General features: G+C 52.8%; 20 protein-coding genes. 13 read left to right on the top strand and 7 right to left on the bottom strand.

What is annotated here, in order from left to right:
* Positions 1-12 precede the first annotated feature (12 nt).
* Positions 13-1,704 (top strand): PTS fructose transporter subunit IIBC, encoded by a 1,692-nt coding sequence (fruA, locus tag AC07RN_RS08770; RefSeq protein ID WP_478336146.1) that lies wholly within the window; start codon positions 13-15, stop codon positions 1,702-1,704.
* A 48-nt stretch (positions 1,705-1,752) separates the two neighbouring features.
* Here fruA and nfo read toward each other — a convergent pair whose 3' ends face one another.
* Both nfo and AC07RN_RS08760 read right to left on the bottom strand, forming a co-directional pair.
* On the bottom strand, positions 1,753-2,610 hold the full coding sequence (nfo, locus tag AC07RN_RS08765) for a deoxyribonuclease IV (protein ID WP_015959758.1): 858 nt from the start codon (positions 2,608-2,610) through the stop codon (positions 1,753-1,755).
* 64 nt (positions 2,611-2,674) lie between these two features.
* The gene (locus AC07RN_RS08760; protein ID WP_235133722.1) at positions 2,675-3,721 is read right to left on the bottom strand and encodes a YeiH family protein; all 1,047 of its coding nucleotides are present in this window, start codon (positions 3,719-3,721) and stop codon (positions 2,675-2,677) included.
* A gap of 98 nt (positions 3,722-3,819) precedes the next feature.
* Between AC07RN_RS08760 and yieE the strand changes: the two genes are divergently transcribed.
* The 3 genes from yieE (at position 3,820) to cirA (ending at position 8,577) form a co-directional block, all read left to right on the top strand.
* The gene (gene yieE, locus AC07RN_RS08755) at positions 3,820-4,686 is read left to right on the top strand and encodes a DNA-binding transcriptional regulator YeiE (protein WP_015959756.1); all 867 of its coding nucleotides are present in this window, start codon (positions 3,820-3,822) and stop codon (positions 4,684-4,686) included.
* A 158-nt stretch (positions 4,687-4,844) separates the two neighbouring features.
* Complete coding sequence (gene lysP, locus AC07RN_RS08750) at positions 4,845-6,314, top strand: lysine-specific permease (protein ID WP_015959755.1); 1,470 nt, start codon at positions 4,845-4,847, stop codon at positions 6,312-6,314.
* Positions 6,315-6,606: 292 nt separating this feature from the next.
* Entirely contained in the window at positions 6,607-8,577 is a 1,971-nt protein-coding gene (gene cirA / locus AC07RN_RS08745) for a catecholate siderophore receptor CirA (protein ID WP_235133721.1), read from the top strand.
* Between the two features lie 49 nt (positions 8,578-8,626).
* On the opposite strand, the gene fghA is transcribed toward cirA, so the two are convergent.
* Complete coding sequence (gene fghA / locus AC07RN_RS08740) at positions 8,627-9,463, bottom strand: S-formylglutathione hydrolase (protein WP_478336145.1); 837 nt, start codon at positions 9,461-9,463, stop codon at positions 8,627-8,629.
* A gap of 138 nt (positions 9,464-9,601) precedes the next feature.
* On the opposite strand from fghA, the gene AC07RN_RS08735 reads away from it, so the two are divergent.
* The 7 genes from AC07RN_RS08735 (at position 9,602) to mglC (ending at position 17,799) form a co-directional block, all read left to right on the top strand.
* On the top strand, positions 9,602-10,750 hold the full coding sequence (locus AC07RN_RS08735) for a YbfB/YjiJ family MFS transporter (RefSeq protein WP_478336144.1): 1,149 nt from the start codon (positions 9,602-9,604) through the stop codon (positions 10,748-10,750).
* A gap of 104 nt (positions 10,751-10,854) precedes the next feature.
* On the top strand, positions 10,855-11,523 hold the full coding sequence (gene folE / locus AC07RN_RS08730; protein ID WP_015959751.1) for a GTP cyclohydrolase I FolE: 669 nt from the start codon (positions 10,855-10,857) through the stop codon (positions 11,521-11,523).
* Between the two features lie 16 nt (positions 11,524-11,539).
* A complete protein-coding gene (gene yeiB, locus AC07RN_RS08725) occupies positions 11,540-12,697 on the top strand; it encodes a DUF418 domain-containing protein YeiB (protein ID WP_478336143.1) in 1,158 nt (385 codons plus the stop codon).
* Positions 12,698-12,852: 155 nt separating this feature from the next.
* Complete coding sequence (galS, locus tag AC07RN_RS08720; protein ID WP_133629785.1) at positions 12,853-13,875, top strand: HTH-type transcriptional regulator GalS; 1,023 nt, start codon at positions 12,853-12,855, stop codon at positions 13,873-13,875.
* Positions 13,876-14,172: 297 nt separating this feature from the next.
* A complete protein-coding gene (gene mglB / locus AC07RN_RS08715) occupies positions 14,173-15,171 on the top strand; it encodes a galactose/glucose ABC transporter substrate-binding protein MglB (RefSeq protein WP_015959748.1) in 999 nt (332 codons plus the stop codon).
* A gap of 81 nt (positions 15,172-15,252) precedes the next feature.
* Positions 15,253-16,773, top strand: coding sequence for a galactose/methyl galactoside ABC transporter ATP-binding protein MglA (gene mglA, locus AC07RN_RS08710; RefSeq protein ID WP_235133716.1), 1,521 nt, complete (start codon positions 15,253-15,255; stop codon positions 16,771-16,773).
* A 15-nt stretch (positions 16,774-16,788) separates the two neighbouring features.
* Complete coding sequence (mglC, locus tag AC07RN_RS08705; protein WP_015959746.1) at positions 16,789-17,799, top strand: galactose/methyl galactoside ABC transporter permease MglC; 1,011 nt, start codon at positions 16,789-16,791, stop codon at positions 17,797-17,799.
* 50 nt (positions 17,800-17,849) lie between these two features.
* Here mglC and sanA read toward each other — a convergent pair whose 3' ends face one another.
* The 4 genes from sanA to AC07RN_RS08685 form a co-directional block, all read right to left on the bottom strand.
* The gene (sanA, locus tag AC07RN_RS08700) at positions 17,850-18,569 is read right to left on the bottom strand and encodes an outer membrane permeability protein SanA (protein WP_015959745.1); all 720 of its coding nucleotides are present in this window, start codon (positions 18,567-18,569) and stop codon (positions 17,850-17,852) included.
* A 127-nt stretch (positions 18,570-18,696) separates the two neighbouring features.
* Positions 18,697-19,581, bottom strand: coding sequence for a cytidine deaminase (gene cdd / locus AC07RN_RS08695; RefSeq protein ID WP_478336142.1), 885 nt, complete (start codon positions 19,579-19,581; stop codon positions 18,697-18,699).
* A gap of 128 nt (positions 19,582-19,709) precedes the next feature.
* Positions 19,710-20,405, bottom strand: coding sequence for a CidB/LrgB family autolysis modulator (locus AC07RN_RS08690; protein WP_186752519.1), 696 nt, complete (start codon positions 20,403-20,405; stop codon positions 19,710-19,712).
* Positions 20,402-20,800 (bottom strand): CidA/LrgA family protein, encoded by a 399-nt coding sequence (locus AC07RN_RS08685; protein WP_407438132.1) that lies wholly within the window; start codon positions 20,798-20,800, stop codon positions 20,402-20,404. The genes AC07RN_RS08690 and AC07RN_RS08685 overlap by 4 nt, the downstream gene beginning before the upstream one ends.
* A gap of 215 nt (positions 20,801-21,015) precedes the next feature.
* Here AC07RN_RS08685 and AC07RN_RS08680 point away from each other — a divergent pair, with 215 nt between their 5' ends.
* Together AC07RN_RS08680 and dusC are read left to right on the top strand one after the other, a co-directional pair.
* Positions 21,016-21,279, top strand: a complete 264-nt coding sequence (locus AC07RN_RS08680; RefSeq protein ID WP_449555089.1) for a hypothetical protein — start codon at positions 21,016-21,018, stop codon at positions 21,277-21,279.
* Positions 21,280-21,366: 87 nt separating this feature from the next.
* Positions 21,367-22,299, top strand: coding sequence for a tRNA dihydrouridine(16) synthase DusC (gene dusC, locus AC07RN_RS08675; RefSeq protein WP_478336141.1), 933 nt, complete (start codon positions 21,367-21,369; stop codon positions 22,297-22,299).
* Positions 22,300-22,405: the final 106 nt, after the last annotated feature.

The following is a 22,405-nucleotide window of genomic DNA, read 5'->3' as shown; positions in this document are numbered from 1 at the left end:
AGGAGAGGCATAATGAAAACGCTGCTGATCATTGATTCCAGTCTTGGACAGGCTCGCGCCTATATGGCGAAAACGCTGCTGGGCGCAGCGGCACACAAAGCGCATGTTGAAATTGTCGATAACCCAAATGACGCTGAACTGGCGATTATTCTGGGCGACAAAATGCCCGCTGACAGTGCGCTGAACGGCAAAAAAGTGTGGCTGGGCGATATTAATCGCGCCGTGGCACATCCAGAATTATTCCTGAGCGAAGCAAAAGGCCATGCGGCGATTTACAGCGCGCCGATCGCCGATGCAGCTGTCTCTGCAACGGGTCCAAAACGCGTTGTGGCAATCACCGCCTGCCCAACCGGCGTGGCACATACCTTTATGGCGGCTGAAGCCATCGAAACCGAAGCGAAAAAACGCGGCTGGTGGGTGAAGGTTGAAACCCGTGGTTCTGTGGGCGCTGGCAATGCGATTACAGCTGAAGAAGTGGCTGAAGCGGATCTGGTGATTGTGGCGGCAGATATTGAAGTGGACCTGGCAAAATTTGCCGGTAAGCCGATGTATCGCACCTCAACCGGCCTGGCGCTGAAGAAAACGGCACAGGAGTTTGATAAGGCGCTGGCCGAAGCTAAGCCGTATCAGGCATCGGCAAAATCGCAATCTGCAAGCGAAGGCAAGAAAGAGTCCGCGGGCGCTTATCGTCACCTGCTGACGGGTGTTTCTTACATGCTGCCGATGGTGGTGGCGGGCGGTTTGTGTATCGCGCTCTCTTTTGCCTTCGGTATCGAAGCGTTTAAAGAGCCGGGCACGCTGGCTGCAGCACTGATGCAGATTGGCGGTGGTTCAGCGTTTGCGCTAATGGTGCCAGTGCTGGCGGGTTACATTGCATTTTCCATTGCTGACCGTCCAGGTCTGACGCCAGGTCTTATCGGCGGCATGCTGGCAGTGAGCACCGGCTCAGGCTTCATCGGCGGTATTATCGCCGGTTTCCTGGCGGGTTATGTAGCGAAAGCGATCAGCTCTAAGCTGAAGCTGCCGCAAAGTATGGAAGCGCTGAAACCGATCCTGATCATTCCACTGATTTCCAGCCTCGTGGTGGGTCTGGGCATGATCTACCTGATTGGTAAACCGGTTGCTGGCATCCTTGAAGGTCTGACCCACTGGCTGCAAACCATGGGTACTGCGAACGCGGTACTGCTGGGCGCAATCCTGGGCGGCATGATGTGTACCGACATGGGCGGTCCGGTAAACAAAGCGGCATATGCCTTTGGTGTTGGTCTGCTGAGTACCCAGACCTATGCGCCAATGGCGGCAATCATGGCCGCGGGTATGGTGCCACCACTGGCATTGGGCCTGGCAACGATTATCGCACGCCGTAAGTTTGATAAAGCGCAGCAGGAAGGGGGCAAAGCGGCTCTGGTTCTCGGTTTGTGCTTCATCACTGAAGGTGCCATTCCGTTTGCCGCACGTGACCCAATGCGCGTTCTGCCTTGCTGTATCGTTGGCGGCGCGGTGACGGGGGCTATCTCCATGGCAATCGGCGCAAAACTGATGGCACCACACGGTGGTCTGTTCGTTCTGCTGATTCCTGGTGCGATTACGCCGGTCCTGGGTTATCTGTTCGCGATTATTGCGGGTACGCTGATTGCTGGTCTGTCTTACGCGGTGCTGAAACGCCCGGAAGTGGAATCTGCAGCGGTAGCTAAAGCAGCATAAGATCGTTGAATCAATAAAAAGCCGGGTGCTAATGCGACCCGGCTTTTTTTATGCCGCTTGTTCAGCGGTCTGCTGTGCTTTCAGCCAGGCGATTTCTTCCGCCCAGATATCCGGATTAACCGTCTCCAGCACCATGGGAATGCCGTCAAAACGCGGGTCCTGCATAATAAAGCGGAACGCATCGTGACCAATATTGCCTTCGCCGAGGCTGTGGTGGCGGTCAACACGGCTGCCAAACGCGCTTTTCGCATCGTTCAAATGCATACCACGCAGATACTTGAAGCCGACAATACGCTCAAATTCTGCAAAGGTTTTCTCGCACTCTTCCTGACTGCGCAGATCGTATCCCGCTGCAAAGGCATGACAGGTATCGATGCACACGCCCACGCGCGTTTTATCTTCCACGCCATCGATAATTGCTGCCAGATGTTCAAACTTGAAACCCAGATTACTGCCTTGCCCGGCGGTGTTTTCGATAACTGCCGTGACGCCTTCCGTTTGTGCCAGCGCAATGTTGATGGATTCCGCAATGCGTGCCAGACAGGCGTCTTCGTCGATTTGCATCAGATGGCTGCCCGGATGGAAATTCAGCAGCGTCAGGCCAAGCTGTTCGCAACGCTGTAATTCATCCAGAAACGCCTCACGTGATTTATCCAGCGCTTCCTGAACCGGATGGCCCAGATTGATGAGATAACTGTCGTGCGGCAGGATCTGCCCCGGCCCGAAGTTATACTTTTCACAGGCGGCTTTGAAATCATTAATTATTTCAGGAGTGAGCGGCGCAGCGCGCCACTGGCGCTGATTTTTGGTGAACAGGGCGAAAGCGGTCGCCTCGATTTCGGCGGCGCGGATGGCGGCATTCGCAAGACCGCCTGCTGCGCTGACGTGCGCTCCAACATATTTCATAAAGGGACTCCTGTTAACCCGAAACGCTTATGATAGCGGGTTAACAGGAGAAGGATGTAGTGCTTTATGCCATCACACTATGGACTGCCAGGTTGATAGCGCCCCCGCCGACAATCAGCCAGACAAAGAGCATTAATGCCATCAGCAGGGGTTTTGCACCTGCTTTTTTCAGTGCGCTGACGTGCGTGGTGACGCCGAGCGCCGCCATCGCCATCGCCAGCAGCACGGTATCCAGCGTGACCAGCATATCAACGATTGTTTTTGGCAGCAGATGGAAGGAGTTAAACACCGCCACGGCGATAAACAGAATCGCAAACCATGGAATGGTGATTTTACTTTTTTCTCCTTTCCCAGCGGGCGTCAGCTGTTTAACGCGCGCGGCCAGAATAATCAGGAACGGTGCCAGCATCATCACGCGCAGCATTTTGGCAATGACCGCTGAATTTTCCGCCTCAGGGCTAATGGCGTGACCTGCAGCGACAACCTGCGCCACTTCGTGCATCGTTGAACCGATATAAATGCCGTACGTTTCAGGCGTAAACCAGTGCGCAACAAGCGGATACATTGCTGGATAAAGGAAAATCGCCAGCGTACCGAAGATAACCACGGTCGCGACCGCAACCGTCACTTTGCTGGATTCCGCTTTGACCACCGGTTCCGTCGCGAGCACTGCCGCGGCCCCGCAAATACTGCTGCCCGCACCAATCAGCCAGCTGGTTTTTTTATCCAGACCGAAGACTTTTTGGCCGATAAAGCAGGCCAGTAAAAAGGTGCTGGTCAGCGTCAGCACATCAATAGCAATCCCGCTGACGCCGACATCCGCAATCTGCGAAAAGGTGAGGCGGAAACCATAAAGAATAATGCCCAGACGCAGCAGGTGCTGTTTGGCGAAAATTACACCGCCATCGCAAGATTGCGAAATCTGCGGATAAACCGTATTACCGACCACCATGCCGAGCAGAATAGCCAGCGTGAGTGCGCTAAACCCTGCGCCAGCGACGGCGGGAATACTGCCGCCCCATAATGCCGCGCCGGTGATGGCGGCACTGAGCGCAAGCCCCGGAACGTAATGCCACACTGAACGATGATTGTGTAGGGTGATTGCTGTCATAACCTTCTCCTCTCTCTGGTTAAAAGATTACGGCGCTCTGGCTTAAAAATAAAATTGATTATATATTTATAATTAATCTTTATAAGTGGTAAGCAACCATGCACATTACATTGCGTCAGCTTGAAGTTTTTGCCGAAGTGCTGAAAAGCGGGTCGACGACTCAGGCCTCTGTGCGCCTGGCATTGTCACAGTCTGCGGTGAGCGCAGCGCTGACCGATCTTGAAGGTCAGCTTCGCGTGCAGCTTTTTGACCGGGTAGGCAAACGCCTGGTGGTGAATGAACATGGGCGACTGCTGTACCCGCGCGCGCTGGCGCTACTGGAGCAAGCGGTTGAAATCGAACAGTTATTCCGCGAGGAAAACGGTGCCATTCGTGTATTCGCCAGCAGCACCATCGGGAACTATATTCTCCCGGAAGTGATTGCCCGCTATCGTCGCGATTTCCCGACGCTGCCGCTGGAGATGAGCGTCGGCAATAGTCAGGACGTGATTAACGCTATTATTGATTTCCGCGTGGATATTGGGCTTATCGAAGGGCCGTGTCATAACGTCGATATTATTGCCGAGCCGTGGCTGGAAGATGAGCTGGTGGTCTTTGCGTCTCCGGCTTCTGCGTTGTTGCAGGGCGACGTCACGCTGGAACGCCTGGCGCAAGCCCCGTGGATTTTACGTGAACACGGTTCCGGCACGCGCGAGATCGTCGATTATCTGCTGCTTTCGCATTTGCCGCAGTTTCATCTGGGGATGGAATTAGGGAACTCCGAAGCCATCAAACACGCCGTGCGACACGGTCTGGGAATCAGCTGTTTGTCGCGCCGGGTGATTGCTGAACAGCTTGAAAGCGGCTCGCTGGTGGAAATCCCCGTCCCGTTACCTAAGTTGGTGCGCACGTTGTGGTGTATTCATCATCGCCAGAAGCATCTCTCCAGCTCTCTTCAGCGTTTTCTGCGTTACTGCAACAATTAGCCATCTCCATCTCCACTCGGAGTGGGGGAGGAATCTCAGCGTTACTTATAATCCTGGGCCAGTCATGAAGCTCTCTTATAACTGCGCATTTCTGCCGGAAGGAACGCGGATCGTCTGCTACAATCGCGCCTCATTTTTAAAATGGACAGCATTTTCACATGGTTTCAGAAAATAAAACCACAGAAGCGCCCGCGCTACGTCGCGAACTCAAGGCGCGTCACCTGACAATGATCGCCATTGGCGGATCGATTGGTACAGGTCTTTTTGTTGCATCCGGTGCAACCATTTCAGCGGCAGGTCCTGGCGGCGCGCTGTTTTCGTATATGTTGATTGGCCTGATGGTGTACTTCCTGATGACCAGCCTGGGCGAACTGGCGGCATACATGCCGGTCTCCGGCTCCTTTTCGACTTACGGTCAAAAATATGTAGAAGAAGGCTTCGGCTTCGCGCTGGGCTGGAACTACTGGTACAACTGGGCGGTGACTATCGCTGTTGACCTCGTGGCCGCGCAGCTGGTGATGAACTGGTGGTTCCCGGACACGCCGGGCTGGATCTGGAGCGCTATCTTCCTGGCGGTGATTTTCCTGCTGAACTACATCTCCGTACGTGGTTTTGGTGAGGCAGAATACTGGTTCTCCCTGATCAAAGTGACGACCGTGATTATCTTCATCATCGTCGGCGTGGCGATGATTGTGGGCATCTTTAAAGGTGCGGAGCCTGCGGGCTGGAGCAACTGGGAAATTGGTGATGCGCCGTTTGCCGGCGGTTTTGCGGCCATGATTGGCGTGGCCATGATTGTGGGTTTCTCTTTCCAGGGAACGGAACTGATTGGTATTGCTGCCGGTGAATCCGAAGATCCGGAGAAGAACATTCCGCGCGCAGTGCGGCAGGTGTTCTGGCGTATTCTGCTGTTCTACGTGTTCGCGATCCTGATTATCAGCCTGATCATTCCTTACACCGACCCGAGTCTGCTGCGTAACGATGTGAAAGACATCAGCGTTAGCCCGTTCACGCTGGTGTTCCAGCATGCTGGTCTGCTCTCAGCGGCGGCGGTGATGAACGCGGTTATCCTGACGGCGGTGCTTTCTGCGGGTAACTCCGGCATGTACGCCTCAACGCGTATGCTGTACACCCTGGCGTGCGACGGTAAAGCGCCACGCATTTTCGCCAAATTGTCACGCGGCGGTGTGCCGCGTAATGCGCTGTACGCCACAACAGTGGTCGCGGGTCTGTGCTTCCTGACCTCCATGTTTGGTAATAAGACGGTCTATCTTTGGTTGCTGAATACGTCCGGGATGACGGGCTTCATCGCCTGGCTGGGGATTGCCATCAGTCACTATCGTTTCCGTCGCGGTTACGTTATGCAAGGGCACGATATTAACGACCTGCCGTACCGCTCAGGATTCTTCCCGATTGGGCCGATCTTCGCGTTCATTCTGTGTCTGATCATCACGCTCGGTCAGAACTACGAAGCCTTCCTGTCAGACACCATTGACTGGGGCGGCGTGATGGCGACGTATATCGGAATTCCGCTGTTCCTGATTATCTGGTTTGGCTACAAACTGACAAAAGGCACGCGGTTCGTCAGCTACAGTGAAATGGACTTCCCTGGACGATTCAAAAAATAATCGCATTTCCTCTCTTTCGAACCCGCTCAACTGAGCGGGTTTTTTTATGTCTAAAGTATGGAGAAAAGACATAATTGTTAACAATTTAATTGATAATAGTTATCGTTTGCTTTATCGTTACGGCAATTTTTAAAAGGATGAAGCCGTCAACGTCGCGGGCTTTTAGACGATGACGTGACTGCCGAACCTGCACAGAAACACACTTCCGACCGGCCAAAGAAGCAGGCGGAGCGCAATGCATTGTGAGCAATAACGATTTGATATTGTTGTGTTTACCTCATGGAGAAATGGAATGTTTAGGTTGAATCCCTTCGTAAGGGGAGGACTTTGTGTGTCCGCACTGTCCCTTGCCCTGCCTGTTATTGCTGCGGAATCTGGCGACACGATGGTTGTCACTGCGTCGGCCACCGAACAGAATCTCAAAGATGCACCCGCCAGTATCAGCGTCATTACTCAGCAAGATCTGCAACGTAAGCCGGTCAACAATCTGAAAGATGTCCTGCGAGAAGTGCCTGGCGTGCAATTAACCAGCGAAGGGGATAACCGTAAAGGCGTGAGTATCCGTGGACTGGACAGCAGCTATACGCTGATTCTGGTTGACGGCAAACGTGTCAGCTCGCGCAATGCTGTATTCCGCCACAACGATTTCGATCTCAACTGGATCCCGGTTGACGCCATTGAGCGTATCGAAGTGGTTCGCGGGCCAATGTCATCGCTGTATGGTTCCGATGCGCTGGGCGGCGTGGTGAATATCATCACCAAAAAAATTGGTCAAAAATGGACGGGTACGCTGACGGCGGACACCACTATTCAGCATCACCGCGACCGTGGTGATACCTACAACGGCCAGTTCTTTACCAGCGGTCCGCTGGTGGACGGCGTGCTGGGCCTAAAGGCCTACGGAAGCCTGTCTAAGCGTGAAAAAGACGATCAGCAAAAATCGTCTACTACCGCGACCGGCGAAACGCCGCGCATCGAAGGCTTTACCAGCCGCAACGGGAATGTGGAGTTCGCCTGGACGCCAGACGAAAATCATGATTTTACCGCAGGCTACGGCTACGACCGTCAGGATCGCGACTCCGACTCGCTTAACAAGAACCGTCTGGATCGCCAGAATTATTCTCTGAGTCACAATGGCCGCTGGGATGTGGGTAACAGCGAGCTGAAAGTTTACGGCGAAAAAGTCGATAACAAAAATCCGGGAAACAGCAGCCCGATTACCTCAGAAAGCAATGCCGTGGACGGCAAGTACGTGTTGCCGCTGGGTGAAATCAACCAGTTGCTGACTCTGGGCGGCGAATGGCGTCACGATAAGCTTGAGGATCCGGTCAACCTGACGGGCGGCAACAGCAGTAACACCTCGGCCAGCCAGTATGCGCTCTTTATCGAAGACGAATGGCGTATCTTCGAGCCGCTGGCGTTGACCACCGGCGTGCGTATGGACGACCACGAAACCTACGGCGATCACTGGAGCCCGCGTGCGTATCTGGTCTATAACGCGACCGATACGATGACGGTGAAAGGCGGCTGGGCGACGGCCTTTAAAGCGCCGTCATTACTGCAGCTTAGCCCTGACTGGACCACCGGCTCATGCCGCGGCGCATGCGAAATTGTGGGTAGCCCGGATTTGAAACCCGAAACCAGTGAAAGCTTCGAACTCGGCCTTTATTACGCCGGAGAAGAGGGCTGGTTAGAAGGCGTTCAGGCCAGCATCACCACCTTCCAGAACAACGTGGATGACCGTATCAGCATTACCCGTACCGCCAACGTTAATGATGCGCAAAGTTACCCGAACTATGTTGGGCTGAACGGCGACGGCGAACCGATTTTCCGCTATTACAACGTCAATAAAGCGCGTATTCGTGGGGTAGAAACCGAGCTGAAATTCCCGCTGGCAGAAGACTGGAAAATGACGCTGAACTACACCTATAACGATGGGCGTGATATCAGCAACGGCGGTAATAAGCCACTGTCCGAACTGCCGTTCCATACGGCTAACGGTACGGTTGACTGGCAGGCGACCCAGGCATGGTCATTCTACGTGCAGGGTAACTACACGGGTGAGAAACGTGCCGTTACCGACGGTGAACCCACGCCGGGTGGTTACGTGGTCTGGAATACGGGCGGAGCGTGGCAGGCAACGAAAAGCGTTAAGCTGCGCGCCGGCGTGCAAAACCTGCTGGATAAAGATCTGAGCCGCGACGATTACAGCTATACGGAAGATGGCCGTCGTTACTTTATGGCCGTCGATTATCAGTTCTGATGGATGAAATGCCCGGTGAGCGAAAGGCTACCGGGCATAATGCTAGCGCTTACTTGAACAAATGCTCCGCATGGAAGCGGAGATGATCTTCAATATACGATGCGATGAAATAGTAACTGTGATCGTGACCCGGCTGAATGCGCAGCGTCAGCGGCCAGGCTTTCTGGCGTGCCACTTCTGCCAGTACGGCTGGCTGGAGCTGGTTAGCGAGGAACTGATCCGCATCGCCCTGATCGATAAGCGTTGGGATGGCATCTCCCGGCTGACTCGCCTGCATCAGTACGCAACTGTCCCACTCCTGCCATGTATCTGAATCCTCACCCAGATAGTGTGAAAACGCTTTTTGTCCCCACGGTACCTGAGTCGGGTTCACAATTGGGGCAAACGCTGAGACGCTGGTGAACGTGCCAGGATTTTTAAGCGCCATAATGAGCGCGCCGTGCCCGCCCATCGAATGCCCGCTGATCGCACGCCGGTCACCGACATCAAATTCAGCAGTAATCAGCGCAGGCAGCTCATCACGAAGGTAATCATACATCCGGTAATGGCTTGCCCACGGCTGCTGAGTGGCATTCAGATAAAACCCTGCGCCTTTACCTAAGTCGTAGCCCGCGTCATCGGCAACCTTATCGCCACGCGGGCTGGTATCCGGCATGACAAGGGCAATGCCCAGCTCGGCGGCAACACGCTGCGCGCCCGCTTTGGTGGTGAAGTTTTCATCATTGCAGGTCAGGCCCGAAAGCCAGTACAGCACCGGCGGTTTTGCCTTTCCGATGGTCGGCGGCAGAAAAATACTGAATGTCATCGCGCAGTTCAGTGTCGTGGAGTCGTGCCGCCAGCGCTGCTGCCGACCTTCAAAACAACGGTGCTCTTCGAGCAGTTCCATGCAAGGCTCCTTAATTCATACAGGTATTCATTAAACCCATAATACATATTATTCATTCACCTGTGAGTAACTTTCACTTCCGCTGTTGCCCGATATACTGCATCATAAATTTACTTAAATTTAACATTTGGAGTGATCATGGCGCTGCGTATCGCGCTCAGTGGATTTGTGGTGCTTGTGGTCGCGATGGGGATAGGGCGTTTTGCCTTTACGCCTCAGGTTCCGCTGATGATCGCGGCGGGACAGCTGACGCTGACCAGCGCTGGATTAGTGGCCGCCATGAATTATCTCGGCTATTTAGTGGGTGCATGGGATGCCATGCGTGCGCATCGTTTTGTCGAAGGGCGCTTGTATCTGGGGATCGTGGGCGCCGTGGCGCTGACGCTGCTCTCCGCCGTGGCGGATAACGCCATTGTTCATGGAATAATACGCTTTGTTATCGGCTGCATGAGTGGCTGGTCGATGGTGTTGATCGCCGCCTGGACCAACGAACGGCTGGCACATTCCGGTAAGCCGGGTCTGAGCGCGGCGGTGTTTGCGGGTCCAGGCGCGGGCATTGCGCTCAGCGGCTTGCTGGCCGTTTACATTCAGGCGCGATCGCTTTCAGCCGGTGCCGCCTGGCAAATTTATGGCGTACTGGCGTTGATTTTAATTGTGTTGGTGGCGCGCTATTTACCGCGTGGCGGACAGCTACATCGCCCCGGCACCGCACCCGAACCGTTGGTACTGACACAGGACCTGCGCCGTTTGGTCTGGAGCTACAGCCTGGCCGGATTCGGGTATATTCTGCCGGCGACCTTTTTGTCACAGATGGCGGCGCTGCGTTTTCCGGGAAGCCTGTTTGCCCAGTTTGTCTGGCCGATTTTTGGGTTAGCAGCAGTCGTGGGGATCGCGTTGAGTATCGCGCTGCGCCATGTCTCAACATCAAACCGGCGTTTGTCCATCGTGCTTTGGTTGCAGGGATTAGGTGTTTTTGCCGCATGGTTAATGCCGGGGATTACCGGTCTGGTGACAGGCGCATTGCTGGTTGGCGGCGGGTTTCTCTGTGCCGTTCAACTCTCGCTGCTGTGTGGCCGCGAGCTGGCGCCCACTCATACCCGTTATATGGCGGGACTCTTGACCACGGGTTACGCAATAGGCCAACTGGTGGGCCCTGTGACATCAGCGATTTCTACCTGGCTGACCCACCAACTGGAGCCTGCGCTGGGGCTGGCGGGCGTCGCCCTTTTCGTTGCCGGGGCACTGGTCTGGAACCGTCAGGCTGAAAGGCAACGACAATCGCAATAATTATCGCCGTGAATACTGGATTATGTGCGCCACCTCACGCACAATGAGCGCACACTTTTGCCTCAATGAGGGTAAAAGGCAGCCACACCTGCAGGAGTAAAATAATGCCATCACTCAGTAAAGAAGCCGCTCTCGTCCACGAAGCGCTGGTAGCGCGTGGTCTTGAAACCCCGCTGCGTCCACCGGTCAACGAACTGGATAATGAAACACGCAAACGTCTTATTGCCGGGCACATGACCGAGATTATGCAGTTGCTGAATCTCGACCTGAGCGACGACAGTCTGATGGAGACGCCGCAACGTATCGCCAAAATGTATGTCGATGAGATTTTCTCCGGCCTGGATTACGCGAATTTCCCAAAAATCACCGTCATCGAAAATAAAATGAATGTCGATGAAATGGTGACCGTGCGCGATATTACGTTGACCAGCACCTGCGAACACCACTTTGTGACCATTGATGGTAAAGCAACCGTGGCGTATATCCCTAAAGATACGGTGATTGGCCTGTCTAAAATTAACCGCATTGTGCAATTCTTTGCCCAGCGCCCGCAGGTTCAGGAACGTTTGACGCAGCAAATTCTGACGGCACTGCAAACGCTGTTAGGGACCAACAATGTGGCTGTATCCATTGATGCCGTGCATTATTGCGTGAAAGCACGCGGCGTACGTGACGCCACCAGTGCAACGACCACGACCTCTCTTGGCGGCCTGTTTAAGTCGAGCCAGAATACCCGTCAGGAATTTCTGCGCGCAGTGCGTCACCACAACTGATCGGAAGGCAGGATAAATGGAGCGTAATGTCACGCTGGATTTTGTACGTGGCGTTGCCATTCTCGGTATCCTGCTGCTCAACATTAGCGCCTTTGGCCTGCCAAAGGCAGCGTATCTCAACCCTGCCTGGTATGGCGACATCACCCACAGCGACGCCTGGACTTGGGCGATTTTAGACCTGTTTGCGCAGGTCAAATTCCTCACGCTCTTTGCGTTACTTTTTGGTGCGGGTCTACAGATTTTGCTCAAGCGCGGCAAACGCTGGATTCAGTCTCGCCTCACGCTGCTGGTGATCCTCGGGTTCATCCACGGTCTGTTTTTGTGGGATGGTGACATTCTGCTGGCCTATGGTTTAGTCGGACTAATTTGCTGGCGCATGATCCGCGATGCGCAGGATGTTAAAAGCCTGTTTAATACCGGCGTGATGCTGTATGCCATTGGCATTGGCGTCCTGCTGCTGCTGGGGATGATTTCGGGGGGCACCACTAATCGTTCGTGGATCCCTGGCGCGGCATCGCTCCAGTATGAGCAATACTGGAAGTTGAAAGGCGGTGTCGAAGCTATCAGCAATCGGGCGGATATGCTCGGAGACAATCTGCTGGCGTTAGGGGCGCAATACGGCTGGCAACTGGCGGGCATGATGCTAATCGGTGCCGCGCTGATGCGCAGCGGTTGGCTGAAAGGGGAGTTTAGCCTCAGGCATTATCGCCTCACGGGAGCCGGACTGGTTCTGCTGGGCGTGGCGATTAATTTGCCTGCTGTGATTGCCCAATGGCTGTTGGGCTGGGATTATCGCTGGTGTGCCTTTCTGTTACAGGCCCCGCGAGAGCTGAGTGCGCCGTTCCAGACCATCGGCTATGCGTCGCTTATTTTCGGGTTCTGGCCGCAGATAGCGCGGTTCAAATTAGCCGCTGGCGTTGCATGCGTTGGACGCATGGCCCTCAGTAACTACCTGCTGCAAACCTTAATTTGCACGACGCTTTTCTATCGATTAGGCCTGTTTATGAAATTCGACAGGTTACAGCTCATGGCGTTTGTGATCCCCGTGTGGATGGTCAACATGCTCTTTTCCGTTATCTGGTTGCGCTATTTCCGTCAGGGCCCGGTGGAATGGGTATGGCGTCAATTAACCGCACTTGCTTCGGGTGTCGCATTGACTAATACATCCAGATAACGATCTGGATCACAATCATTAACAAAACGGATGTAACCGTTTTCATCTGTGTGAGCTTCTTCACGTAGTCCCCTCTCCGTCACTGCCAAAATAGGCTCCTTGCTAAACACAGGGGGTGTCTGTGAGTTGCTGCAATCCTACAAAGTGTGGTGAATATGATCACCATTCGTGACGTGGCCCGCATCGCGGGTGTTTCTGTTGCTACCGTTTCTCGCGTCCTGAACAACAGTGCGCTGGTGAGTCCTGAAACGCGTGAAAACGTGATGAAAGCGGTCACGCAGCTGGGCTATCGCCCTAACGCTAACGCGCAGGCGCTCGCGACTCAGGTGAGTGACACCATCGGCGTCGTGGTGATGGATGTTTCCGATGCGTTTTTTGGCGCACTGGTTAAAGCTGTGGACGTTGTGGCCCAGCAGCACAATAAATATGTGCTGATCGGCAACAGCTATCATGAAGCCGAAAAAGAGCGTCATGCCATTGAAGTGCTGATACGGCAGAGATGTAACGCCCTGATTGTTCACTCAAAAGCATTGAGCGATGAAGAGCTTGCTGGTTTCATGGATCAAATCGACGGGATGGTGTTGATTAACCGCGTTGTGCCGGGCTACGCCCATCGCTGCGTGGCGCTGGATAATGTCAGCGGTGCCATGATGGCCACGCGAATGCTGCTGAATAACGGCCATCAGCGCATCGGATATCTGGCCTCAAGCCATCACATTGAAGATGACGACATGCGGCGCGAGGGCTGGCAGAACGCGCTGAAAGAAGCGGGAATTATGCCTCTCGATAGCTGGATTGGCACAGGTGCACCGGATATGCAGGGTGGGGAGGCCGCTATGGTCGAACTGCTCGGACGCAATTTGCAGCTTACGGCAGTATTTGCCTACAACGACAGCATGGCCGCAGGGGCGCTTACTGCACTAAAAGACAATGGAATTGCAGTGCCACAGCATTTGTCATTGATTGGTTTCGATGATATCCCGATTGCGCGCTACACAGACCCTCAGCTGACCACGGTGCGATACCCCATTGCGTCTATGGCGCGTCTCGCCACTGAGTTGGCGTTACAGGGCGCCGCAGGGCAGCTTGATCCGAGCGCAACACACTGTTTCATGCCAACTTTAGTCCGTCGTCATTCAGTTGCTATTCGGCAAATTGTGGCTCCGATCACTAACTGATAACGATGAGTGATGTAACCGTTTTCAATCTGTGAGTAAATTCACAGTATCTTAACAAGGCGCTGACTATGATGTCAGCGTTTTAGGAACTGAAACGCTATGTAACGGTGATTAATCACTTTCACCATAGTCAAAGTGCCGCAAACAACCATAAAGCGCATTTCTGGAGCGTTACCGAACACGGAAGAGAGAAATTTTATAAGTGAACTTCGGCGGTCAGTAACGTTTATTTAACATCTGCCTGCCGATCGTTATTCACAAGAAGAACTACCCTGCATAAAAAAAACCGGAGATACCATGAATAAGAAGGTGTTGACTCTGTCTGCTGTTATGGCAAGCATGCTTTTTGGCGCAGCAGCGCACGCTGCGGATACCCGTATTGGCGTGACTATCTATAAATACGACGACAACTTTATGTCTGTTGTGCGTAAAGCAATCGAAAAAGATGCTAAAGCAGCGCCAGACGTCCAGCTGCTGATGAACGACTCCCAGAACGACCAGTCCAAACAGAACGACCAGATTGACGTTCTACTGGCGAAAGGCGTTAAAGCCCTGGCAATCAACCTGGTTGACCCGGCTGCGGCAGGTACGGTTATCGAGAAAGCGCGTGGCCAGAATGTGCCAATCGTCTTCTTCAACAAAGAACCTTCCCGCAAAGCGCTGGACAGCTACGACAAAGCCTTCTACGTGGGTACTGACTCTAAAGAGTCCGGTATTATTCAGGGCGATCTGATCGCTAAACATTGGGCAGCAAACCCGAACTGGGATCTGAACAAAGATGGTCAGGTTCAGTTTGTTCTGCTGAAAGGCGAGCCGGGTCACCCGGATGCTGAAGCGCGTACCACTTATGTTATCAAAGAGCTGAACGACAAAGGGCTGAAAACTCAGCAACTGGCACTTGATACCGCGATGTGGGATACCGCAATGGCGAAAGACAAGATGGACGCATGGCTGTCTGGTCCAAACGCTAACAAAATCGAAGTGGTTATTGCGAACAACGATGCGATGGCAATGGGTGCGGTTGAAGCGCTGAAAGCGCACAACAAATCCTCTATTCCAGTCTTCGGTGTGGATGCATTGCCAGAAGCGCTGGCACTGGTGAAATCTGGCGCAATGGCCGGTACGGTTCTGAACGATGCGAACAACCAGGCGAAAGCCACCTTCGACCTGGCTAAAAACCTGGCCGCTGGCAAAGGTGCAGCAGATGGCACTACCTGGAAAATTGAGAACAAAATTGTACGTATCCCTTACGTGGGCGTAGATCAGTCGAACCTGGCTGAGTTTGTCGGTAAATAAGTTATTGATTGCATGTTCTCACAGGGCGCAATTCGTTGCGCCCTTTTATAACGCGATATGCGAGGCCGTCAAGGTATAATTATGGTCAGCACAACTACTCAGTCGTCACGCGAATTCTTGTTAGAAATGAGCGGTATTAACAAGTCGTTTCCGGGCGTTAAGGCTCTCGATAATGTTAATTTAAAAGTGCGTCCTCACTCTATTCACGCGTTGATGGGAGAGAACGGTGCAGGTAAATCAACATTATTAAAATGCCTTTTTGGAATCTATCAAAAAGATTCTGGTAGCATCCTTTTTCAGGGGAAAGAGATCGACTTCCATTCAGCCAAAGAAGCGCTGGAAAATGGTATTTCGATGGTTCACCAGGAACTGAACCTGGTACTTCAGCGTTCTGTCATGGACAATATGTGGTTGGGGCGTTATCCAACCAAAGGCGTATTTGTCGATCAGGACAAAATGTACCGTGATACAAAAGCAATTTTCGATGAGCTGGATATTGAAATTGACCCACGCGCACGCGTAGGGACATTATCTGTATCACAGATGCAGATGATCGAAATTGCAAAAGCGTTCTCCTATGATGCGAAAATAGTCATCATGGATGAGCCAACATCTTCATTAACGGAAAAAGAGGTCAATCACCTTTTCACTATTATCCGTAAACTGAAAGATCGTGGCTGCGGCATTGTTTATATCTCGCATAAAATGGAAGAGATTTTCCAGCTGTGCGATGAAATCACTATCCTGCGTGACGGTCAGTGGATCACCACCCAGCCTCTTGAAGGGCTGGACATGGATAAAATTATAGCCATGATGGTGGGGCGTTCTCTGAACCAGCGCTTCCCGGACAAAGAGAACACGCCGGGCGAAGTGATTCTTGAGGTGCGCAACCTCACGTCGCTGCGACAGCCGTCTATTCGTGATGTCTCTTTCGATCTGCACAAAGGCGAAATTCTGGGTATTGCCGGTCTGGTCGGTGCAAAGCGTACTGACATTGTGGAAACCCTGTTTGGTATTCGTGAGAAAGCCGATGGCACCATCACGCTGCACGGTAAAAAAATTAATAACCATAATGCCAACGAAGCCATTAACCATGGTTTTGCGCTGGTGACTGAAGAGCGTCGTTCGACGGGTATTTACGCATATCTCGATATTAACTTTAACTCGTTAATTTCTAATATTCGTAACTATAAGAACAAAGTCGGTCTGCTGGATACGTCCCGAATGAAAAGCGATACCCAATGGGTTATCGATTCAATGCGCGTGAAGACCCCAGGACATCAGACGCAAATTGGTTCGCTGTCCGGCGGTAACCAACAGAAAGTCATTATCGGTCGCTGGTTATTAACCCAACCTGAAATTTTAATGCTGGATGAACCCACGCGCGGTATTGACGTGGGCGCCAAATTTGAAATTTATCAGCTTATTGCTGAGCTGGCCAAAAAGAATAAAGGGATCATTATTATTTCTTCCGAAATGCCGGAATTGTTAGGGATCACAGATCGTATTCTGGTTATGAGCAATGGTCTCGTTGCCGGAATTGTTGACACCAAAACGACAACGCAAAACGAAATTCTCCGTCTTGCGTCTTTGCACCTTTAAGATCAGGGGCTCCTCATGAGTGCGTTAAATAAAAAAAGTTTTCTCACTTATCTGAAAGAAGGCGGAATTTACGTCGTACTTTTAGTATTACTGGCCATTATTATTTTCCAGGACCCTACGTTCTTAAGTTTATTAAACTTGAGTAACATTCTTACCCAGTCCTCAGTGCGTATTATTATCGCATTGGGTGTGGCGGGTCTGATTGTGACTCAGGGTACTGACCTGTCAGCGGGACGTCAGGTGGGCTTAGCGGCTGTTATCGCCGCCACTTTATTACAGTCCATTGATAATGCGAACAAAGTATTCCCGGAAATGGCCACCATGCCTATCATTCTGGTGGTGCTGATTGTGTGCGTTATCGGTGCCATTATCGGTCTGATTAACGGCATCATCATCGCGTATCTGAACGTCACGCCGTTCATTACGACGCTGGGCACGATGATTATCGTTTACGGGATCAACTCCCTGTATTACGACTTCGTGGGCGCATCACCGATTTCTGGTTTCGACAGCGGCTTCTCTACCTTCGCGCAAGGCTTTGTCGCGCTGGGCAGCTTCCGCCTGTCATACATCACCTTCTATGCGCTGATTGCGGTCGCGTTCGTCTGGGTGCTGTGGAACAAAACGCGCTTCGGTAAAAACATCTTCGCTATCGGCGGTAACCCTGAAGCCGCGAAAGTGTCTGGCGTTAACGTTGCGCTGAACCTGCTGATGATTTACGCATTGTCCGGTGTGTTCTACGCATTCGGTGGTTTGCTTGAAGCGGGCCGTATCGGCTCTGCAACGAATAACCTCGGCTTCATGTACGAGCTGGATGCAATTGCTGCCTGCGTCGTGGGCGGCGTCTCGTTCAGCGGTGGTGTGGGTACGGTAGTAGGCGTGGTCACCGGTGTAATCATCTTCACCGTTATCAACTACGGCCTGACGTATATCGGCGTGAACCCTTACTGGCAGTACATCATCAAGGGCGCGATCATCATCTTCGCCGTCGCCCTGGATTCACTGAAATACGCTCGTAAAAAGTAATCGCAGAAGTCCAAAAAAAGCCCGCTGAGATAGCGGGCTTTTTTGTTTTCTTATTTCTTGTCTTTTATCTGTAGATCCAGAAGTTGCTCGGGTGTTACTGCCGGATAATCCTGCGCGCCTTCGGGCACTTCGTGCAACTCAGGGATAGGCACCAGCGGACCTAAGAAGCGTGGTTCACGCTTGAAGAGATACAGGTCGGCGAGCGCACCAAAGCGAGCGCCAAACTCACGTACGCGGACGCTGAGCATATCTTTTGGAGACGGTACGGCGTAGCACTGGGCCTGAATGCCCATATGTAGCGCAATAAAGAGCGCACGCTCGCAGTGGAAACGCTGAGTGATGATAATGAAATCATTGGTATCAAATACTTTGCGCGTACGCACGATAGAATCCAGGGTACGGAAACCGGCATAATCCAGAACGATATCAGCGGGGTCGACACCTGCGGCAATCAAATCTTTGCGCATGGTCATGGGTTCGTTATAGCTCTGCTGGGCATTGTCGCCGCTTAACAGCAGGTAATTCACTTTGCCGCTGTTGTAGGCATTTAGCGCGCCCTGAATGCGGTAGCGGTAATACTGATTGATCACGCCGGTACGATAATATTTTGCCGTCCCCAGCACCACGCCAACCTGTCGATAAGGCAGGTCCTGTAAATCGTCAAAAATATAAGGGGCGGTTTTCCAGCTCATCCAGCGGTCGAGGCCGAGCGCAGCCAACAGCAGTATGCCGACCAGGACAGACAGGCTGTAAAACACACGCTTTAACATGAAGATGACTCGTCCGTGGGTGAAATTTCACTCAGGCTACTTTACCCGCCTGGGAAGCGCAAGAAACTGCGATTTGATTGAGGGGATTTTCATCAGTTTCGCGGGCATTTCTGCCCGCAAAGAAGGATTACGCCAACAGGGTGCGATCAATGTTAGAACAGCCCAGCGCTTTCAGGGTTGCCGCGGTGGCATCCCACTGAATCAGAGGTGCATCAGCTTTTTCAGCGAGGATCGCGCGCTGAATATCTGGATAATCGTAGCCGTTCAGGCTCAGTAAATTCAGGGCACCTTGCAGCGGTGGCAGGGTTGGGTTAAATGCGGCGTTCTCGGCATAACTGCCAGAGAAAATACGGCCATCACGGCACTCCAGCGCAACGCCACTCGGTGACTGGCTGTACGGCGCGTGACTTTTATTGGCGGCGGCAATGGCAGACTGCGTCAGTTCATCGCCCGTTAACGCATAACCGTGGTTCTGCTCATCCATCAGCAGCGTTTTGATGTCGAGGTCTTTCGGACCAAAGGCATCCGGCAGGTAATCACCCAGGGTATGCGGCTCACGACCCGGCAGATTAATGCGCAGTTCCAGACCACTGTTCAGCTCATTCATAAACTGGCGACAGTGACCGCAAGGGGTGTAGTTAACGGTGATGGCTTTCAGAGCGTGTTCACCGCGAAGCCAGGCGTGACTAATCGCGCTCTGCTCGGCGTGGACAGTTTGTTGCATCGTCGCGCCCAGGAACTCCATGTTCCCACCGAAATACCAAGTGCCACTCACGCCGCGCGCGATGGCGCCAACGTTGAAGTGGGAAAGGTCAGCTCTTGCGCAGGCGGCAGCCAGCGGGAGCAGTGCGAAAGCCAGCGCGTCTTCGTCCAGTCCCGTAGCCTGTTTAAGCATCGTGACCTGCTCAGCCGTCAGCAGGGCGGGGAAGTGCTCATCCGCCAGAACCGGAGCCAGGGCTGATTGCAAATTCTCGGCGAGCTGGGCGAAAGCAGATTGAAAACGTGGGTACATGGCAATGCCTCATAAAGGTTAATGGATCGGTAGTTTACGGAGCCACTACCGCTTTATATGTGATCCAGTTCTCATTATGTATGCAACTTATGAAATCAAAATGAAAATTGCGCGACGCATCGCAAATTTTAGCCCACCACGGCCAGAATGATCGGGAATAAGAACGGTGCAATGAGCGATGTCATGATCCCACAAATCACCAGGGCTAAAGAGCTAAACGCGCCTTCCTGATAATCCAGTTCCGCACAACGCGCTGTGCCGAGCGCATGCGATGCGGTTCCCATAGCCAGCCCACGCGCCGCTTTGGTTCGAATGCGCATTAAATTGAGCAGCGTGTGTCCAAATACGGCACCCAAAATACCGACAAAAATCACGCACATTGCGCTAATAGCGGGAATGCCACCAATGCTGCCACCCACCGCCATCGCAATCGGCGTGGTCACGGATTTCGGTAATATTGAGGCGGCGATCTGCGGCGAAGCGCCCATCAGCAGGGCAACTGATGTCCCTGTCACCATCGCGACTACGCTGCCAATCAGGCAGATCGTGATAATGGATTTCCAGCGTGCGCGGATCTGGTGAAGCTGTTCGTAGAGCGGAAAAGCCAGGGCAACGACCGCAGGCTGCAACAGATCGTTCAAAATTTTGCTGCCCGCAAAGTAGCGCTCGTAAGGAATATGGGTGATCAGCAGGAAGGGAATAATCACCACCATGGCGACCAACAGCGGGTTGAGCAGCGGCATTTTAAAACGGGCGGCAAGTTTCCGGGCGGCGAAGAAAACCACCAGCGTCAACGGCAGTGACCACCAGATATTGGCCATCATTTTTGGTTTCCTTTTTGCCCTACCACTTTACGTTCGCCATGCACCAGATGTGAACTCCAGCTCACCACCAGGAACACCACCAGCGTGCTGATGGCGCATGAGACCACAATCGGACCAAACTGGGCTTTCAGCACATCGTAATACTGCATCACCCCCACGCCGATCGGCACGAACAGCAGCGCCATATAGCGAATCAGCACGAAGCATCCCGGGTTGACCCACTTTGCGGGCAGAATTTGCAGTGCCAGCAGCAAAAACATAATCAGCATGCCGATTATGCTGCCCGGAATGGTGATAGGCAGCAGGGATGCGACGAAAATTCCTGCATAGAGGCAAGCGTAAATAAGGATAAACGCGCGCAGATATTGCCAGACAGTATTGAGTGCTTTGATCATGGTGAAAGTCCTTGATGAAACGAATTCATCATACAATTAAACCTGGAAACGTGCTACGGATCACATCATGAAATTTGAGCATACCAGACATTCCTATTTGGAACGTCAGGCACTTCCCCAGAATTAAGGGTAAAGACGATAGAAAACAGTGTAGTACTGGGTGGTTTTTCGGCGGTAATGATATGATAAATCTCCCCCTCAGGCAGGAGATCACCATGCCAGAATATTTCATTTTCAAAAAGGGCAGCGCGGTTCACGCACGACCAGCAGCCGATATTGACGCCGCGTCTACATTAAAAGAACAGGGCTACGAAAAGCAGTTTGAAGAAATTATTGCTTCAGATGAGAAAAGCGCCCTTGCGCGATTTGCTTCCATTAAGAAAGAAGAAAAACTGACAGTGCACGCGTTTATGACGGGGCCCGCCATCATTTCGCTGGTGCTTGCCATCGTGGTGGTTATTGGTTTTGTGTTTACGTGATATAGCCTCGGGACGTGCGTTAATCAGCCCTTTCCACGCGCCAGGAGAGCGGCTACCATAGCGCGTCTTTTTTCACAGGTATTGAGAATGCGTGTATTACTGGCGCCGATGGAAGGTGTGCTCGACTCACTGGTGCGAGAGCTGCTGACCGAGGTTAATGATTACGATCTCTGCGTCACCGAGTTTTTGCGTGTGGTCGATATGCTGTTGCCCGCAAAGTCGTTTTATCGACTCTGCCCGGAATTGCATCGTCAGAGTCGGACGACGTCAGGCACTCTGGTTCGCATTCAGCTTCTAGGCCAATACCCCGAGTGGCTGGCGGAAAACGCTGCGCGCGCCGTGGAGCTGGGCTCTTATGGTGTGGATCTCAACTGCGGCTGCCCGTCAAAAATGGTTAACGGTAGCGGGGGCGGCGCAACGCTGCTTAAAGATCCTGAGCTGATTTATCGCGGCGCGAAAGCGATGCGTGAAGCCGTGCCTTCTCATCTGCCCGTCACGGTAAAAGTGCGTTTGGGCTGGGACAGTGGCGATCGCCAGTTTGAGATTGCGGATGCTGTTCAGCAGGCCGGTGCGACCGAACTGGTCGTTCACGGGCGTACCAAAGAAGACGGCTACAAAGCGGAGCGCATTAACTGGCAGGCGATCCGCGACATTCGCCAACGGCTGAATATTCCTGTTATCGCCAACGGTGAAATTTGGGATCACGAAAGTGCGCAAGCCTGTCTACACGCAACGGGCTGTGACTCGGTGATGATCGGGCGCGGTGCCCTCAACATTCCAAATCTGAGCCGGGTGATAAAATATAACGACCCCCGTATGCCGTGGCCTGACGTGGTGACACTGCTGCAAAAATATACCCGCCTCGAAAAGCAGGGTGATACCGGGCTCTATCACGTTGCGCGTATCAAACAGTGGCTGAGTTATTTACGCAAAGAATACGATGAGGCGCTGGGGTTATTTCATGAAATCCGCACGCTGCAAACGTCAGCGGATATTGCCCGCGTCATCCAGTCCAAATAAAACCCTCTTTCCGGTGAGACTGATCACGATCTAAATCACATTTTTACGCGTGACGCATTGAGGCCATGAATGAAAGTGATAGAGTGACAAAACTGGATTGTTACTG

It is taken from the genome of Lelliottia sp. GFLA7, from assembly GCF_056490165.1.
Note: the sequence above shows the minus strand (reverse complement) of the source record. Positions and strands in the feature narration are given on the sequence as shown.

Excerpts from the sequence above, each read along its gene's own strand:
- fruA (WP_478336146.1), top strand. The coding sequence starts at position 13 with ATGAAAACGCTGCTGATCATTGATTCCAGTCTTGGACAGGCTCGCGCC.
- nfo (WP_015959758.1), bottom strand. The coding sequence starts at position 2,610 with ATGAAATATGTTGGAGCGCACGTCAGCGCAGCAGGCGGTCTTGCGAAT.
- AC07RN_RS08760 (WP_235133722.1), bottom strand. The coding sequence starts at position 3,721 with ATGACAGCAATCACCCTACACAATCATCGTTCAGTGTGGCATTACGTT.
- yieE (WP_015959756.1), top strand. The coding sequence starts at position 3,820 with ATGCACATTACATTGCGTCAGCTTGAAGTTTTTGCCGAAGTGCTGAAA.
- lysP (WP_015959755.1), top strand. The coding sequence starts at position 4,845 with ATGGTTTCAGAAAATAAAACCACAGAAGCGCCCGCGCTACGTCGCGAA.
- cirA (WP_235133721.1), top strand. The coding sequence starts at position 6,607 with ATGTTTAGGTTGAATCCCTTCGTAAGGGGAGGACTTTGTGTGTCCGCA.
- fghA (WP_478336145.1), bottom strand. The coding sequence starts at position 9,463 with ATGGAACTGCTCGAAGAGCACCGTTGTTTTGAAGGTCGGCAGCAGCGC.
- AC07RN_RS08735 (WP_478336144.1), top strand. The coding sequence starts at position 9,602 with ATGGCGCTGCGTATCGCGCTCAGTGGATTTGTGGTGCTTGTGGTCGCG.
- folE (WP_015959751.1), top strand. The coding sequence starts at position 10,855 with ATGCCATCACTCAGTAAAGAAGCCGCTCTCGTCCACGAAGCGCTGGTA.
- yeiB (WP_478336143.1), top strand. The coding sequence starts at position 11,540 with ATGGAGCGTAATGTCACGCTGGATTTTGTACGTGGCGTTGCCATTCTC.
- galS (WP_133629785.1), top strand. The coding sequence starts at position 12,853 with ATGATCACCATTCGTGACGTGGCCCGCATCGCGGGTGTTTCTGTTGCT.
- mglB (WP_015959748.1), top strand. The coding sequence starts at position 14,173 with ATGAATAAGAAGGTGTTGACTCTGTCTGCTGTTATGGCAAGCATGCTT.
- mglA (WP_235133716.1), top strand. The coding sequence starts at position 15,253 with ATGGTCAGCACAACTACTCAGTCGTCACGCGAATTCTTGTTAGAAATG.
- mglC (WP_015959746.1), top strand. The coding sequence starts at position 16,789 with ATGAGTGCGTTAAATAAAAAAAGTTTTCTCACTTATCTGAAAGAAGGC.
- sanA (WP_015959745.1), bottom strand. The coding sequence starts at position 18,569 with ATGTTAAAGCGTGTGTTTTACAGCCTGTCTGTCCTGGTCGGCATACTG.
- cdd (WP_478336142.1), bottom strand. The coding sequence starts at position 19,581 with ATGTACCCACGTTTTCAATCTGCTTTCGCCCAGCTCGCCGAGAATTTG.
- AC07RN_RS08690 (WP_186752519.1), bottom strand. The coding sequence starts at position 20,405 with ATGATGGCCAATATCTGGTGGTCACTGCCGTTGACGCTGGTGGTTTTC.
- AC07RN_RS08685 (WP_407438132.1), bottom strand. The coding sequence starts at position 20,800 with ATGATCAAAGCACTCAATACTGTCTGGCAATATCTGCGCGCGTTTATC.
- AC07RN_RS08680 (WP_449555089.1), top strand. The coding sequence starts at position 21,016 with ATGCCAGAATATTTCATTTTCAAAAAGGGCAGCGCGGTTCACGCACGA.
- dusC (WP_478336141.1), top strand. The coding sequence starts at position 21,367 with ATGCGTGTATTACTGGCGCCGATGGAAGGTGTGCTCGACTCACTGGTG.